Source organism: Streptomyces sp. NBC_00289, assembly GCF_041435115.1.
Classification (GTDB): Bacteria; Actinomycetota; Actinomycetes; order Streptomycetales; family Streptomycetaceae; genus Streptomyces.
In genome coordinates, this window is sequence record NZ_CP108046.1 from 9,849,857 (window position 1) to 9,864,434 (window position 14,578).

Here is a 14,578-nt window from a genome sequence, read left to right on the forward strand (position 1 = left end):
TGCATGCGCCGACGCGCTGCCCGCCGCAGCTGTGTCAGCACCCGTGATCTGTGACGTTCTGTAGCAGACGGAGAGGCAAGTGGCCCACGGGTGGGCGCGGCCATGGTCAGGGTTTGAACTCTGGCCGTGAGGCGCGTACGGCTGGGTGATCTGGCTCGTGGCGAATGGCGGCCAGTTGCTGGAGGAGTCTTGCAGTCGGCCCCTGCGACTGAACGCCCTCCGCGCGGCCGGCGTAACCGACTGCGCTGACCGCCTGCAGAGCAGGCGGCCGGTTCAGCCTGCCAGCTGCTGCAGCCATTCGCGCAGCAGAGCCGCCTCCGTGTCTCGCAGAGGTACCCCGGTGCTGAGCCCGGTTTCCAGTGCGGCATCGAGGGCGAGTGCGCGCGAGGCCAGGTCCGACCCGGACGAGGCGGGCGGGTCCGTGGTGATCGATGCGATGACCGTGTCCCGCAGCCGTGCCGAAGTGGTCAGGTCCCGCTCCGCGGGCTCTTCGCCGATCAGCGCCAGCGTGGCACCGGTCGTCGCCGCGTGGATGACGCGGGTCGCCTGCGCCACCGGAACCCGAAGGCGCCCGGCCTCGGCCACCCGGCCCAGCAGTGTCACCAGCAGGGCGTGCGCCTCGTTCGCGGCCGGGGGCCGCCGTCCGGGCTGCACAGTGCCGTACATGAGCATGTAGAACGCCGGGTGCCGCACTCCGAAGTCGACGTGCAGGTCCCAGCCGCGGTAGAGGTCGGCCACCGGGTCGTCGGGGGTCAGCGCCAGCGCTTCGCGTTTCTCGGCCAGGTACATCTCGAACCCGTAGGCGGCCAGCTCGGCCAGGAGCCCGTCCTTGTCGTCGAACATCCGGTACAGCGCGGGGGCCGTGATGCCCGCGGCTGCGGCGACAGCGCGCGTGGAGACCGCCTCACTGCCGCCCTCTTCCAAAAGCTTGGCGGCCGCCTGCAGCACCTGGCGCCGCGCGGCGCGTCGTCCCTCGTTCATGGAGCAATGATATCTCATTTTGCGTATCGTCGCCTTATCGGTGCTACTGTTTCGACCGGAACGACGATCCATGCTGATGATGGCCGGCGCCGGCCCGCGACACCTGGGCATGCGCCGCACCCCGGCCGGGGCCTCGGCCCCACTCGTGGAGCCGTGCGGCCGACCGCCGCAGCGGGCAACGCGTCGTCCGCCGGACCACCACCGAACACGCCGCCATCGCGGCAGGAGAGGAATCTCAATGATCGTGTCAAGCCGACTGCGTGACGGGCGGGGCGGAGGTGAAGAGCCTCTTGTCACGCAGCATCGCCCAGAGGACATCAACCCGTCGGCGGGCGAGCGCGAGCAGGGCCTGGGTGTGCAACAGCCCTTCGGCCCGCTTCTTGAGGTAGTAGTCCCGGGACGGCCCCGACCGCATCATCGCGGACTGCGCCGACATGTAGAACAGCCAGCGCAGGCGCCGGTTGTAGCGCTTGGGCCGGTGATAGTTGCCGGTGCGGCGACCGGAGTCCCGGGCGACCGGGGCGAGGCTGGCGTGCGAGGCCAGACGTCCGGCGTCGCGGTAGCCGGACAGGTCGCCGACGATGGCGACGAACTCCGCACCGAGGATCGGGCCCATGCCGGGCATGGACTCGATGATCTCGGCGCGTTCGTCGGTGCGGAAGGTCTCGCGGATCTCCCGGTCGTTGTCCTTGATCCGCTCGTCCAGGGCCAGCAGCTGGTGGGCGAGGTCGCAGACCAGCTCCGCGGCCCGCTTCTCGCCAGGCAACGCGATCTGCTGGGTCTGCGCGGCCTCCACGGCTTTCGCCGCGACGTCGGCGGCGTTGCGGACTTTGCGGCGCTCCAACCAGGTCGTCAGCCGCTTGACGCCGATCCGGCGCAGGGCGGCCGGGGTCTGGTACTCGGTCAGCATGACGACCGGGCCCTTGGCCGCGGAATAGTCGAAGGCTCGCTCCAGAGCGGGGCAGATGCCGACCAGCAGGTCACGGAGTCGGTTGATCAGCCTGACGCGGTCGGCGATGAGGTCGGCCCGGTAGTTGGTCAGGACCCGGAGTGTGGTGACCAACTCAGGGGGTGTGACCAGCAGGGCGAAGTCCTTCGGGCGCATGCGCGCTTGGTCGGCGATGACGCGGGCGTCCCGAGCGTCGGTCTTGCCCTCGCCCTTGTAGGCCGCGGACATGCGGTTCACGGTGCGGCCGGGCACGTAGGCCACGTGCTGGCCGTGGGCCATCAGCAGGGCCAGCAGCAGCGTGGAGGCTCTGCCGGGTATGTCCACCGCCCACCGCACCTCGTTGGCCCGCTCGCGGGCGGTCTCGATGAGGGCGAGGATCTGGGCCTCGTCGTTGATCACCTTCGTCGAGAACAGCGTCTCGCCGTCCCCGTCGAGGGCCGCCGCCCAGTGGTGTCCCTTGCCAGCGTCGATGCCGGCCCATATCCGGGCTTGAGACGAGCTCACCCCCGTTGCTCCGTTCCACCGTGACCAGCACTTCCGTGGTCGGAAGAACACTCCGCCGACAGGTCCCTAACCAGCGATGACCACAGTGCTCAATCAGTGGTCGGAGCGTCCCGGAGGACCGGGCGGCCATTCCTCTCGAGCCATCAACGGCAACCACTCATCAGCCACACCCGGTCCTCCCGGACCGCCAACCATTCTTAGGGAACACCCATGTCCGACATCTCGATCGTCATCGCGTCGCATTCCGGCTACGGCCACACCGCGCAGATCGCCATGGCCGTGGCCGACGGCGCGCGCTCCCTCGCCGGGACGCACGTCCACCGCGTCGACGTCGCCTCCCTCACTGACGCCGACTGGGAACTGATGGACAACGCGGACGCCATCATCTTCGGCACCCCCACCTACATGGGCACCGCGTCCGGGGCGTTCCACGCCTTCGCCGAGGCCAGCAGCAAGCGGTGGATGACCCGCGCCTGGAGCGACAAGCTCGCGGCGGGATTCACTAACTCCGGCTCCATGAGCGGCGACAAGCTGCACACTCTGCAGTACCTCTCGCTCTTGGCGGCCCAGCACGGAATGCTCTGGGTGAGCCTGAACCTTCTGCCGGGCTGGAACACCACCACCTCCAGCCCCCAGGACGACAACCGTCTCGGCTTCTACCTCGGCGCCGGCGCGCAGAGCTTCAACGACACCCCCGCGGTCCATGACGCAGACCTGAACACCGCCCGCCACCTCGGCCGGCGCGTCGCCGAGCACACCCGCATCCACCGCGCCGGCCTGACCGCCGCAGCCCACTGACACCACGACCCGGCAAAAAGACCATTCAGCTTCTTTCAGAGGAGTGCGCCATGCAGCACCGGACACTGGGAAGCCAGGGCCTTGAGGTCTCGGCCATCGGCTACGGCGCGATGGGCCTGACGATGGCCTACGGACCCACCGATGAGGAGGCCAGCGTCGCCGCCATCCACCGCGCCCACGACCTGGGCGTCACCTTCTTCGACACCGCCGAGATGTACGGCTGGGGCACCGGATCCAACGAGATCCTGGTCGGCAAGGCAGTCAGGGACTTCCGCGACGACGCGGTCCTGGCCACCAAGTGCGGCTCTTGCGGTCCGCGCTCCACGAGGGCAGCGTCTACTGGCTGCTCACCGTTCCGTCGTCCAGTGACTTCCGTACTGCGTCGACCAGCAAAGTTGCACGCATGTCGTCGGCCCCTCCGATGATGTTGTTCATCGCGTAGCCGAAGGCGATGCCGTGCTCAGGATCGGCGAAGCCGAGTGAGCCACCTCGTCCGGTGTGGCCGAAGGAGCTCGGGCCGGTCATGGGGTTTGTCTCGGTAGGCAGCATGTACCCCGAGCTGAATCGGCTCGGGATCAGCATCACTTGGTCCTTCCCGCCAGCTTGCTCCTTGGTCGCCGCCTCCAGGGTTTCTGGCGTAAGCGGGCGCACCCCATCCACCTCGCCGATCAGTGCGGCGTACATGCGCGCCAGTCCGCGTGCGGTGCGAACCTCTGCACCTCCCACAACGTCATCCCGCGCTCGTAGTTGTGGGTCGCGCAGGCGCGGCGCAGCAGGTGCGGAAACAGGTCGGTGACCGGACCGGTCAGGTAGGCATCGGCTGCGGTGTGCAGGGTCTTGCGGACTGCGGAGGGGCCGATCGCCGGCGCGATCGGCTTTCGGCGAACTGTTGCTGGGCGTGCCCGAACTGCTGTTGTTCCAGTTGATGTTTCTTGTGGGTGTAGTCGCTCGCGGAGTACCAGTGGGGGCGGGACGCGGCCGGGCTGATGCCAGCGTCGATCGACCAGCTGGGCAAGCCGGTGATCGGGCCGGAGGAGAGCGGAACGGGCCCGCCCGGGAGTACCGGGCGGGTCTACCGGTGCGTCTGGCTCAACCCCAGGCACGGCTCGTTCAGAGTTCGTGGCTTGTTGCGCGAACGGGCCGGCTGGGGCAGGGGGTGATCAGCAGTGGTCCCACCACCAGGAGATGCTCGGGTACGGCAGGGGGCCGGTGTCGGCGGTCGACAGCGACGGCGCCCAGTAGGCGGGTGTCTTGATGACATCTTCAAGGGCAATGCGGTGCGCGTCTGAGGGGTTGTAGCGCGGGGCGCACAGGGCCATTTCGGTACCGTTGATGATGAGCTCACCGAGTCGGTCGATGAGGTACTGCAGTGGCGTCCCGGCCGACTGCATCAAGCGCTCGCGCAGACGGAGGAAGAGAAGCATCAGGCGGTCACGCGTCTCGGCTGCCACGGCGACGGCCTCGTCGAAGGAGAGCCCGCGAGTCGCCTGCAGGACACCCACAAAATTCAGATGAGCTTGGCCTTCTGCCTTCTCCTTGTGGTAGGAGCGGACGTCGTTCTCCAGTCCGATAATGAGGCACATGCATCCCATGAGGGCCTGGACTGCCGGTGCGTTCCAGTCCTCGTCCGTGATGGGTGCAGGTCCGCACACGTCGATCCACGCCCCGTAGAGGAAGCCGCCGACGTCATGAATCCGAAGGGCCAGGTATTCGTCTTCGTTGGGTTCGTCCAGGTGGAGCTTGTGCACGGCGCTGGCGAGAAAGGCCCTGAGTCCGGCGCTCAGGCGGCCCGCCTGTGTCGGTGTGCACTCTGCGCGCAGTTGCTCCATCACGTCGTGCCCGGCTGCGACGTAGGGGTTCTCATTCTTCTGTACTTGGTATCCCGGAGATTCCAGCGCATGCGTGATCCGGCCCACGAGACGAATGACTTCGCCGGTCCGGTTGCGGGCTTCTGCGTGATCGAGCACATCGTCGTCGAGAGCGAGCAGCCACTCCACCGTGCAGCCAACGCCGTGGAGCGCTGCCTTGCTGGTCTCCGGAGTCGAAACCCTCGCAAGGAACCAGGCCAGGACAGTTCCGGGAACGTAGCCGACGGGGTTCAGCTCGGGAAACCGGTACGACTCCTTCCATGCAGTGACCTGGGCCGTGACGTCTGTGGGGATGTGGGAGGGCTCCGGCATCGGCAAGGGGTAGTGGAAGCGCGGCGCGCCTCCCCGCTCGGCCGGGATTGCCGTCTGGTCCACTGCTGATGTGCTGCTCATGCATGCTCCTTCGTCGGTGCGGAGTTCCAGGGTCAAAATGCGTGCCGTATTGCGATCGGCCGGCTTGAGCTCTGATGCCGCCCGGTCGGGGAATGCGGCGGACACCAGGTACCGGAGGGAGCGGTGAAGAGGTCCAGGTGGGAGGAGTGCTGTCGCTCAGGCGATCGGACCCTCGGGTATGCCTCGCGCGGACGGGCGTTGTGGATGCCTGCCCCGGCGTAGACGGAGGGGATCGTGAGCTCCCTGGAGGGACGGGGTGCGGGGCTGTGGTGGGTGCCCGGTGTCACCGCTGGGACTTGAGCGTTCCCGCGGCGGACAGGGTGAGCAGTCCCTTGACGATGCAGCCGCTGACGTCGCTGGTCGGTGTGGCGCTCTCCATGATGCGGGTTTCGTTCAGCGGACCTGACGTCACGGTCCCGGCGAGCAGGGCGTCGCCGGGGTTGTAGCTGGTGACGGAACGCCGGGTGGGGCGGACGGTGGAGGTTCCGGCCCGGTGTCCCGTGGCGTCGTACCAGGTGATGCTCGGGCACCGCCAGCAGTTGACCCACTCCCCGCCGCCAGTAGCCGCCCGTGCCGACGCCTGTATGGCCCGCTCGTAGACGCCATCCCCGCGGCGTAACTGCCGGGAGGAGAAGGCAAGGACAACCTGTTCGTCCCCCAACTGCGGCATGCGGTCCGCAACAAGACGCGCAGCGCGCTGCGAGGAGCCGCCTTCCGGCACCGGCAAGCCGGTGTTGCGCATATGACCGAAACCGACAGGAATGGGGACCAGTGCAGCTACGGCGGCAACCGACCAAACGACCCTGCTCAACCTGCCGAAACGCCCCCCGCCCGCCGGGACCGCACTGGTTGCCGCATGATCACTCTGTCTGGTCACGCCCATCCAACGACTACTCCACCTGGGGGTAACGTGCGGCGAAGAGGTGAGCGCTTTAGGTGCCGCTGCAGAAGCTACGTCGAGCTGCTGCCGCCAGCCGAGTTCGCGTTCCCCGACCGCGTCCGACATGAGCGTGATGCGGGCGCGGGGTGCGGCGGCGCGGATGGCGTCGGCGAGGACGGCGGTGGTGGCGTACGAGGCCTGGCAAACCTACGCACGGACCGGGCCGAGGCGCGCGCCTTGGCCGAGGCGACCGGCGTGTACGCGTACCCGCTGCTTGCCGCTGGGTACCGGGCCCTCGACGACGAGTTCAAGGACGGCCCTTTCGATCTGGAGGGGGCGGTGACTGCTGTGGCGCTCAAAATCGAGGACGAGGACGAAGGTCGGTGGCTCGTCAACTGCCTCGAGGCTCTTCAGATGTTCGACCGCGAGGACACCCAATTGCGCCTATTGCCGCTGTTGCGTCAGTGTAGGCGCTGCGCCTGTGACGGTGCGTGATACCGGTCCGGCCGCCCGCATGTCCGGGCGCCGGTCGCCTTTACGGTCACCTTGCTAGTAAACGACCAGACACGGCGAGGTACATGCCGGCGAGGGCCGTCCCATGACGGGCCGCGTACGGCTGACGCCGGGCCCGGCGTACGTATCCCGGCGGCGCGCTGTCCTGTTCAGGCCGCCTTCCCTGCGGCCGAGACCCTGGAGGCCAGGCTCATTGGGGCGCACGAGGGATGACCCCAGTTGGTCACCCGCCCCGCTGGGGCCGGCGTTTGCCCGGCGTGCTCGGCGCCCGTGAGGTTCGACTGGAGGTCCTCGCGCTCGAAGCGGCCGCGGGCGTGGCGGCGGCCGAACTCCTCAAGCTCGGCATTGGTCCAGCGGCGCGAGGCTGCGAACACGTCGATCAGATCACGGGGTGCTCCGCGGTCGGCCAGAGCGCGGACCTTGGTCCCGATCACGTCCTCCTCCGCGAGGACGGGCCCGTACGGGCTCTGAGCGACCGGCCGCCAGAAGATCTCCTTGAGGATGTCGACTTCGCAGTCTTGCCCGGTGACCGGATCAGTCACGGTGAAGCGAGCAGACAGTGGGGCGGTCTCCAGCGCGTGCACATGCCAACCGCGGGCTTCCAGGCCCGCGCGGAGCGTGGCCGCGATGTCGGCCATGGGCGCCGGGTTCTCGGTGGCGACGTCCAGGTCCTGGCTGGGGCGGTTCACGAGGTGGTGCGCCCGCACGGCGTACCCGCCGGTCAGAACCAGGGGGTACGCGGAGCCGAGGGCGATCACGTCCGCCAGGAGCCGCCTGTGCAGCTCCGGCATGTCCGTCACGCGACTGCCTGGGTGCGGGAGGCGAGCTGGGGGAAGGCGTCTTCCCAGACGGTGCGCACGGTGCGGCCGACGAGGGTGCGCAGTACCGGCCACAGCTGAAGGAGCAGGTCCCGGTTGAGATACCGGGGCAGGTCATCACGTAGGCCCTCGTGCAGGACGGTGCGGTACAGGCCCATGCGCTGACGAGGCTTGCTCATGTCGTACGAGGTCATCCCCGACCAGGCCAGGTGCAGCGGCAGCTCTACGACTCCCTGAGTCGGGCCGTGCAACTCGTCCAGCGACTCCGGCAGACGCAGCCGGAACTTCTCCCGATAGAGCGCGAGGTCCTCGGCGACCGCGCCCGAGAGATCGCTCGCTGTGGGTGCGGGGTGCTGGGGGCTCGAGGGCATGAGTCCATTATGGCGGCCGGAAAAGTGGTGCGGGGCATGCTGAGCCAGCTGGCGTCTGGAGTGAGCGGGATGGAGGCTGCTGGAGGGCGGGTCGCGCCTGCTCGGTCTGTCCCGAGCAGGCGCGACGGGCTATCGCCCGTGACGCTCTGGGTGCCCTCACGCTGGGCGGCGAGCCGAGACTGGCTCTGACCTTGTCTTTTCCGCGCCGCCCGGGCCGACACCTTCCCGATGACGCATCATGTGGAGTGCGTGGCGATCCTTGAACCGGCCGTAAAGGGATCCTGACCTGCGGTTTCACTGACGCGCATTATGTGCGGTGTGGGCGTTACGGGCGATATCGTCCTACCCCGTGCCGGGGCCGGTCAGCGTGGGGATCACCCGTAGCGTCCGCCAGCCGATCGGCACGGTCGAACGCGTCACACACAGCCGGGGCCCGCAGCGGGCGGACGAGGCAAGGACCACTGTGCAGCGCAGCCGGCTCGTTGCTGCGATCGGAAGCCGGATCGCGAGGAACTCTGGTTAGGCGACGACGGCTTGTGTAAGGGCGGGCACTTGAGCATCGACGAACTTCCGTTGCCTGCTGCCGGAGCGGCCAGCGTCTGCACACAGCCCCAGTCCTAAGAGGTGACCACGGGCAGGTGCGCCCCACGCCGTCGAGCAGTAGCGTCTCCTGCAGCCTTCACTGCTGTCGCTGCAGACCCGCGCTGTCAGTGCTGCGAGCACGCCTGCAGGGGTGGGCGCGGCCGTGGACCGATGATCCGATCCTGGCCAGGCATGCCGAGGCCGGCGAGGCTGGCTGTGCGCCGTGACCGATGAGGGTCGAAGGTGTCGATGCTGGTCATGGCGGGGTCCGACACGCGGGCAGCCACCACGATGCGGTCCTGCCGCTCGACCCCCAGGGCCATGTGCCCCTGGATCCGCTCGGGATCGTAGGGCACCGCACACGCCGTCACCGGAATTTCCCGGCTGCCCGGCTGCCCGTGGTGCGTCACCGGTGTAGGGACTCGGCGACGGCCGGGTCCTCGAGCACGGTGACGCACCAGGCGAAGTGCTCGTCACCGCCGCCCGGCGCGAAGGCGTCGCTCGTGGCCATCGCATAGGCGGCCCGGTACAGCAGGAGGTCGTCGACCGCGTAGCCGAACTCGTCGGCGAACCGCGTGGTGAGCTGCCGGGTGATCTCCGGGGCGTGCTCGGTGCCCGCCGGGAAGATGGCCGCGGCCACGGCGGCGTCGAACCGGGGGTCCCCGCCCGTGGACAGGAAGCCGTAGTCCACGAGGGCGAGCGGCCGCAGGTCGTCGTCCACCAGCACGGTCTCCGGGAAGACGTCACCGTGGACGACCGCCTCGTCGGTACGGGGCAGCGAGCGCAGCTTCCGAAGCAGCCGGGCGCGCGTGTCGTCGAAGTCGCGCACATGCGTGGAGAGCCGGTCCGCGCACCGGCTGACCCGCCGGTCCACCAGGTCCGCCAGGGCGGATCCGAAAGTGGTGTGGCCTTCCCACAGCGAGCGTTCCTCGTCCAGCACAGAAAGGTGCTTGACCTCGTCGACGTCATGGGCGTCCGCGAGGGCGCGCAGCACGCCGACCAGGCAGTCGACCGCTTCGGGCAGCACCTCGTCCGGGTCGTCGGTGCGGATCCTGCCCGCCAAGGGCTCGCCGGTCAGCTCCCGCTCCACGGTCATCGGGACACCGTCGATGTCCTCGACGGCGAGGATCTCCGGGGCGCCGAACGGCAGGTGCGCCGCGGCATCGGCGTAGAAACGCTGCATCCGCCGCAGTTCGGATCCCCGTCGGCGCTCCCACACCTTGGCCACCGTTCCGTCCCCGAGTCGGTAGACGGCTCCCTCCACCGCCGCCTCGACGGGCCCGGCGTCGGGATATCCGGCGTCGACGAAATGTCGTACGCGCCGGGCCGTGGTGTCCCGTATCGCATCGGACATCTCGTGCCTCCTTCCGCCCCCGGCGTGAACGACCGGCCGGTCGGCGGGGCCGACGCCGGGACCATCTCCCACGGTAGGCCCCTCGCCCGCGCGACACCCGGTGACGGAGCGCTGCCGGGCGCCGTGCGGTCCGCCACGCGTATACGGCGGAACAGTGCCGGCGGATCCTGCGTATCCGGAGCCGACAGTGGCTGTTCCTTCGTGCACTGGCGGCCGTCGCCCGCCGACGGCCGCGTCCGGCCACTGCGAGGGGACCCGCCGACGGGCACCATGCACTGCGGCGTCCGTCGACCGCAGCCCCCTACCGCCAATCCGGCCGTGCCCCGCCCGGGACGCAGGCCGAACTCGACCTTGCAGGATCGTGGGCGGAGCGGGAGGCGGCCCTTGACCAGGGCGCACGGCGAAGGGCCGCCCGGGGCCCGCAGTCCTGTCGTAGCAGGGCGTTCCCACCTCAGAGCCCAAGCTGCGATTCAGCGCTACCGACTAGTAGGACATGGTCAGGTTCGTATGGGGGTGGGTATGTCGCGGTGGCAGGTGGGGCAGGCACCGTTCCAGGTGGCGAGGAGTGTCTGGAGTTCGCGGACGACCTGGTAGAGGCTCAGACCTGCACCGCGGCTTTTGGGTGGTGGGCCAATCGTTGCAGGGTGCAGAAGGCGTGGGCGGCGGAGACGAGGGTGACGTGGTGGTGCCAGCCGTTCCAGGTGCGGCCTTCGAAGTGGGCAAGTCCCAGGGCCTGTTTCATCTCGCGGTAGTCGTGCTCGATGCGCCAGCGCAGCTTGGCCAGCCGCACCAAAGTGGCCAGCGGCATCCCGGAGGGCAGGTCCGACAGCCAGAACTGCACCGGTTCGGGTTCGGTGGCGGGCCACTCGGCCAGCAGCCAGCGTTCGGGCAGTTCAGCACCGTCGCTGGTCTTGCGGACGCCTCGTCCGGCGGGTCGCACGCGCAGGGCCACGAACCGCGAGTACATGCGTTTGAAGGTGCTGATCCCCTTGCCGGGCCGGGAGCCTTCCCTCCAGGACACCGGCCTGGCAGCTGCCCGCCCGGCTGCGATGACCAGCTCTTTCATGGTCTGCGCAGGCTCGGGGTACTGCATTGCCGGTGGCCGGCCGGTGCCCGCGTAGGCGGGCTGGACGGGCCGGGCGTCGGCCGGATGAGCGGTGTGGCGGGAGGAAATGCCCACCGCATAGGGCAGGTTGCGTTCTTCCAGGCCGTGGCGGAAAGCGGCGGCATCCCCGTAACCGGCGTCCGCGACGACCAGGGGAATGTCGATGCCCCACGACCGGGTCTCGTCGATCATGTCCAGGGCCAGCTGCCACTTCTCCACATGCCCCACTCCTGCGGGAATGCCGCAGCGGGTGCGGCGGGCGACCTTGTCCGGGTCCGCCTCCGGAGAGGCCGGATCCCAGGACGCGGGCAGGAACAGCCGCCAGTTCACCGCAGCCGAGGCATGATCCCGGGCCAGGTGCAGCGACACTCCGACCTGGCATTTGGTGACCTTGCCCGCAGTGCCGGTGTACTGCCGGGACACACACGCCGAGGCGTCCCCGTCCTTCAAGAAGCTGGTGTCGTCGACGATCAACGCCTCCGGGCCGATCGCCTCCTGCATTCGCCAGGCTGTACGGGCCCGCACATGCGCCGGATCCCACGGGCTCGTCGTCACAAAGTGGGCCAGGGCCTGCCGGTTGCCGTCCTCACCCAGACGGGCCGCCATCGGCTCCACCGACTTGCGGCGCCCGTCCAGCAGCAACCCCCGCACATACGCCTGCCCCCACCGCCGCTGATCCGCACGGAAGAACCCGTCGAACAACTCCGCAGCGAATGCCTCCAGGTCCTCCCGGACCTCGGCCATCTCCTCAGGTGTCACACCACCCCAACGACACCCAAGCATCAACAGACACGCCTCTCACGGATGAAGATGACCAAGCCCTACTAGTTGTGGGGAGTGTCATGAATCAGGTGTGGATCTCCCCGAAGGAGTGAGCCTGATGAGTACGACGACTGGTCACCTGATCGAGACCGTGGAGGGCGTGTCGCTTGCCGAGGTCGGCGGTGGCGTCGAGGGTGCCGACGTGAAGTCGATGCCGGTGTCGCAGAATGGTCTGTCCAGTGAGCTGCTGGAGGAGCTGGCCGCGCTCGCGGCCGAGAAGGTCCGCGGAGAGGGACTGCGGCTGATGGGCGAGGGCGGCCTGCTGCCCGAGCTCGCTCAGCACCTGATGCAGTCCGCGCTGGAAGCAGAGATGGACCAGCACCTGGCCGACGGGGTCGGCCGCGTCGGCGGGCGCGGGTCGCGCTCGGGCGGCAACACCCGCAACGGCTACCGGAGCAAGAAGGTGATGACGGAGGTCGGCGCCGTCACGGTGCAGATCCCGCGAGACCGTCTGGGCACCTTCCAGCCCCGGCTGCTGCCCAAGTACGCCCGCCGCACTGGTGCGTTGGACGACCTGGTGATCTCGCTGACCGCAAAGGGCCTGACCTCCGGCGAGATCGTCTCCCATCTCGCCCAGACGTACGGGATGACGACAACGAAGGAGACCATCTCCACGATCACCGACAAGGCCCTGGAATCGATGGCGGAATGGCGCACCCGCCCGCTCGACGCGGTCTACCCGGTCGTCTTCATCGATGCCGTGCACGTCAAGATCCGAGACGGTCATGTCGCCAACCGGCCCATCTACGTGGCCATCGCGGTCACCGCCGACGGCTACCGCGAGATCCTCGGCCTGTGGGCCGGCGACGGCGGCGAGGGCGCCAAGTACTGGCAGACGGTGCTCACCGAGATCAAGAACAGAGGCGTCCGTGATGTGCTGATGCTGGTCTGCGACGGGCTCAGCGCCCTGCCCGACGCGGTGAACGCCGTCTGGCCCCGGACTGTGGTGCAGACTTGCGTGGTTCATCTCCTGCGCGCGAGTCTGCGGTATGCCTCACGCCGCGACTGGGCCGACGTCGCACGCGACCTCAAGCCCGTCTACACCGCTGTCAACGAGGACGAGGCCCGGGCACGGCTGACCGACTTCGACGACAAGTGGGGCAAGCGCTATCCGTCGATCGCCGGGACCTGGGAGCGGGCCTGGAGCGAATTCGTGCCCTTCCTCGGTCTGCCCGACGCGATCCGGCAGGTCGTCTACACCACGAACGCGATCGAGTCCCTCAACGCCCGCTACCGGCGCGCGGCCCAGGCCTGCGGACACTTCCCCAACGAGACCGCCGCCTTGAAACGCCTCTACCTCGCCACCCTCGCACTCGACCCCACCGGCCGCGGCCGCCAGCGCTGGAACAACCGCTGGAAAAGCGCTTTGAACGAGTTCGACGTTCTCTTCGACGGCCGCCTTACCGCCGGACGAGTGTAGGCCGACCAGCCCACCGAAAAACCTGTAGGCCAAACAGACGAACCACACCTGAATCCTGATAGACCCTAGTTGTGGTGTCTCGGGACCTTGGTTACGCGAAGTCCTCGAAGGTGAGCTGCTGCGGGATGTCCGCGAGTGGTTCGGGCGGCTGGTCGAAGACGATTCGGTAGTTGCTCCCGGCGGTCCGGCTGATGGGCGGTCGGCCGCCGAGCTCGGCGTGCGGCCGCTCGTGGTTGTAGTAGTTCACGAACTCCGCGAGTGCGACGCGGCGTTCACGCTCGGTTGTGTAGTCGCGGACGTACGCCCACTCGCGGGAGAGCGTCCCGTTATACCTCTCCGCCTTCCCGTTCGTGCGCGGCGTGTACGGCCTGGTCCGCTTGTGCTTCGTACCGGGCGCGGCGAGCGCGTCAGCCCAGGTCGTAGACCGGTAGCACACACCGTTGTCGGTGAGGCAGCGGCGGATCGGTGTGATGTCGTGGGCGGCGAAGAAGGCAACGGCCCGGTGCCAGAAGGCGACCGCGGTGATGGCCTTCTCATCGTCCAGGGCTCGTTGTAGGCGAGCCGGGAGTGGTCGTCGAGCGCCGAATGCAGGTACGTGTATCCGACCTTGCCGGTGCCGGGACCGGTGCGTTTGGAGGCGCGGGCGGACTCGGTGCCGACGCCGTGTATCCGCCAGCCGCCGCCGGTCGGGATGCGTCCGAGTTTCTTGACGTCGGCGTGGACCAGGTCGCCGACCCGGTCGTGTTCGTAGCGGATGACGTCGCGCAACTGCTCGCCGGTCGGTGGGTCGAGGTCCCGGAGCCGGTTGAGTCCTCGCCTCACCAGGATGCGGTGGACGGTCGAGGGCGCGAGTGTGACGTCGTGCAGCCGCTGTAGGTCGGCGGCGAGCCGGGCTGGCCCGTGCTTGGTCTGCCGCCGCAGCGCCTCCACCAGGTCGGCGATGTCATCGGGGTGCGGGCGGGGCGGGAGGAGTGGTCGAGCAGTCCGTTCTCGCCGTGCGCGCGCCAGCGGGCGTACCACTTGGCCAGGCAGCGGCGGGAGATTCCGGCTTCCGCAGCCACGTGCGCGATCGGACGTCCGGCGTCGATCCGCAGGCACAAGCGCAGGCGTCCTTCGGGGGGCAGCGGTGCGTTCCGGTGTCCCCTGCTGGTGGCGCTCCTGGACTCGGCGGCCGCGTTCATCGGGAGCCCTGGGATCTCAGGGCTCCCGCGTGAGCGGCT

Annotated in this window: 11 protein-coding genes and 4 pseudogenes; 4 read left to right on the forward strand and 11 right to left on the reverse strand. The window is 68.7% G+C overall.

Annotated features, from left to right (window positions below; translation table 11 throughout):
- Positions 1-273: 273 nt before the first annotated feature.
- Positions 274-981 carry a TetR/AcrR family transcriptional regulator gene (locus tag OG985_RS44640; protein ID WP_371674117.1) on the reverse strand — a complete coding sequence of 236 codons (708 nt, stop codon included), beginning with the start codon at positions 979-981 and terminating at the stop codon, positions 274-276.
- 247 nt (positions 982-1,228) lie between these two features.
- Positions 1,229-2,434 (reverse strand): IS110 family transposase, encoded by a 1,206-nt coding sequence (locus OG985_RS44645; protein ID WP_371674118.1) that lies wholly within the window; start codon positions 2,432-2,434, stop codon positions 1,229-1,231.
- A 210-nt stretch (positions 2,435-2,644) separates the two neighbouring features.
- Here OG985_RS44645 and OG985_RS44650 point away from each other — a divergent pair, with 210 nt between their 5' ends.
- Positions 2,645-3,232 carry a flavodoxin family protein gene (locus tag OG985_RS44650; RefSeq protein ID WP_371674119.1) on the forward strand — a complete coding sequence of 196 codons (588 nt, stop codon included), beginning with the start codon at positions 2,645-2,647 and terminating at the stop codon, positions 3,230-3,232.
- 50 nt (positions 3,233-3,282) lie between these two features.
- Positions 3,283-3,537: pseudogene (locus OG985_RS44655) on the forward strand (aldo/keto reductase); the annotation flags it as partial.
- A gap of 31 nt (positions 3,538-3,568) precedes the next feature.
- Here the strand turns inward: OG985_RS44655 and OG985_RS44660 are convergent.
- From OG985_RS44660 to OG985_RS44670, 3 genes and pseudogenes are all read right to left on the reverse strand, one after another.
- Positions 3,569-3,940: pseudogene (locus tag OG985_RS44660) on the reverse strand (serine hydrolase); the annotation flags it as partial.
- Positions 3,941-4,392: 452 nt separating this feature from the next.
- A complete protein-coding gene (locus tag OG985_RS44665; RefSeq protein ID WP_371674120.1) occupies positions 4,393-5,493 on the reverse strand; it encodes a terpene synthase family protein in 1,101 nt (366 codons plus the stop codon).
- Between the two features lie 283 nt (positions 5,494-5,776).
- Entirely contained in the window at positions 5,777-6,163 is a 387-nt protein-coding gene (locus tag OG985_RS44670; RefSeq protein WP_371674121.1) for a hypothetical protein, read from the reverse strand.
- 447 nt (positions 6,164-6,610) lie between these two features.
- Between OG985_RS44670 and OG985_RS44675 the strand changes: the two genes are divergently transcribed.
- Positions 6,611-6,868, forward strand: coding sequence for a hypothetical protein (locus OG985_RS44675; protein ID WP_371674122.1), 258 nt, complete (start codon positions 6,611-6,613; stop codon positions 6,866-6,868).
- Between the two features lie 278 nt (positions 6,869-7,146).
- Here OG985_RS44675 and OG985_RS44680 read toward each other — a convergent pair.
- The 5 genes and pseudogenes from OG985_RS44680 to OG985_RS44700 all read right to left on the reverse strand — a co-directional run.
- Positions 7,147-7,677: pseudogene (locus OG985_RS44680) on the reverse strand (nucleotidyl transferase AbiEii/AbiGii toxin family protein); the annotation flags it as partial.
- A gap of 5 nt (positions 7,678-7,682) precedes the next feature.
- The gene (locus tag OG985_RS44685; RefSeq protein ID WP_371674123.1) at positions 7,683-8,075 is read right to left on the reverse strand and encodes a hypothetical protein; all 393 of its coding nucleotides are present in this window, start codon (positions 8,073-8,075) and stop codon (positions 7,683-7,685) included.
- Between the two features lie 707 nt (positions 8,076-8,782).
- The gene (locus OG985_RS44690; protein WP_371674124.1) at positions 8,783-9,067 is read right to left on the reverse strand and encodes a hypothetical protein; all 285 of its coding nucleotides are present in this window, start codon (positions 9,065-9,067) and stop codon (positions 8,783-8,785) included.
- Positions 9,064-10,011: a phosphotransferase family protein gene (locus OG985_RS44695; protein WP_371674125.1), complete on the reverse strand. Its 948-nt coding sequence runs from the start codon at positions 10,009-10,011 to the stop codon at positions 9,064-9,066. Before OG985_RS44695 ends, OG985_RS44690 begins: the two co-directional genes overlap by 4 nt.
- A gap of 598 nt (positions 10,012-10,609) precedes the next feature.
- Positions 10,610-11,875 (reverse strand): IS701 family transposase, encoded by a 1,266-nt coding sequence (locus OG985_RS44700; RefSeq protein ID WP_371674126.1) that lies wholly within the window; start codon positions 11,873-11,875, stop codon positions 10,610-10,612.
- A gap of 214 nt (positions 11,876-12,089) precedes the next feature.
- On the opposite strand from OG985_RS44700, the gene OG985_RS44705 reads away from it, so the two are divergent.
- Positions 12,090-13,358, forward strand: coding sequence for an IS256 family transposase (locus tag OG985_RS44705; RefSeq protein ID WP_331718661.1), 1,269 nt, complete (start codon positions 12,090-12,092; stop codon positions 13,356-13,358).
- A 91-nt stretch (positions 13,359-13,449) separates the two neighbouring features.
- On the opposite strand, the pseudogene OG985_RS44710 reads toward OG985_RS44705, so the two are convergent.
- A pseudogene (locus tag OG985_RS44710) lies at positions 13,450-14,539 on the reverse strand (IS481 family transposase).
- Positions 14,540-14,578: the final 39 nt, after the last annotated feature.

What these genes read in the sequence shown, in the direction of transcription:
- OG985_RS44640 (WP_371674117.1), bottom strand. Translation starts at nt 981, where the DNA reads ATGAACGAGGGACGACGCGCCGCGCGGCGCCAGGTGCTGCAGGCGGCC.
- OG985_RS44650 (WP_371674119.1), top strand. Translation starts at nt 2,645, where the DNA reads ATGTCCGACATCTCGATCGTCATCGCGTCGCATTCCGGCTACGGCCAC.
- OG985_RS44665 (WP_371674120.1), bottom strand. Translation starts at nt 5,493, where the DNA reads ATGAGCAGCACATCAGCAGTGGACCAGACGGCAATCCCGGCCGAGCGG.
- OG985_RS44670 (WP_371674121.1), bottom strand. Translation starts at nt 6,163, where the DNA reads ATGCCGCAGTTGGGGGACGAACAGGTTGTCCTTGCCTTCTCCTCCCGG.
- OG985_RS44685 (WP_371674123.1), bottom strand. Translation starts at nt 8,075, where the DNA reads ATGCCCTCGAGCCCCCAGCACCCCGCACCCACAGCGAGCGATCTCTCG.
- OG985_RS44695 (WP_371674125.1), bottom strand. Translation starts at nt 10,011, where the DNA reads ATGTCCGATGCGATACGGGACACCACGGCCCGGCGCGTACGACATTTC.
- OG985_RS44705 (WP_331718661.1), top strand. Translation starts at nt 12,090, where the DNA reads ATGCCGGTGTCGCAGAATGGTCTGTCCAGTGAGCTGCTGGAGGAGCTG.